The organism is Pseudomonas sp. UBA6699, from assembly GCF_002454615.1.
GTDB classification, from domain to species: Bacteria; Pseudomonadota; Gammaproteobacteria; order Pseudomonadales; family Pseudomonadaceae; genus Aquipseudomonas; species Aquipseudomonas juntendi.
In genome coordinates, this window is the sequence record NZ_DKJF01000127.1 from 42873 (window position 1) to 43224 (window position 352).

Here is a 352-nt window from a genome sequence, read left to right on the forward strand (position 1 = left end):
GAAGGACATGATCCTGGTCTCCGGCTTCAATGTGTACCCCAACGAGCTGGAGGATGTGCTTGCCGGCTTGCCTGGCGTGTTGCAGTGCGCGGCCATCGGGGTGCCGGACGAGAAGTCGGGCGAAGTGATCAAGGTGTTCATCGTGGTCAAGCCGGGCATGACCGTGACCAAGGAGCAGGTGATGGAGCACATGCGTGCCAACGTGACCGGCTACAAGGTGCCGCGCCATATCGAGTTCCGCGATGCGCTGCCGACCACCAACGTAGGCAAGATCCTGCGCCGCGAACTGCGTGATGAAGAGCTGAAGAAGCAGGGCTTGAAGAAGATCGCCTGACCCTGCGCACCCCTGTAG

General features: G+C 61.1%; 1 protein-coding gene. It reads left to right on the forward strand.

The genetic code is table 11. The features are described 5' to 3' along the window. On the forward strand, nucleotides 1–334 hold a 334-nt coding region (locus tag B3361_RS23380; RefSeq protein ID WP_414708918.1), incomplete at its 5' end, for an AMP-binding enzyme. Nucleotides 335–352: the final 18 nt, after the last annotated feature.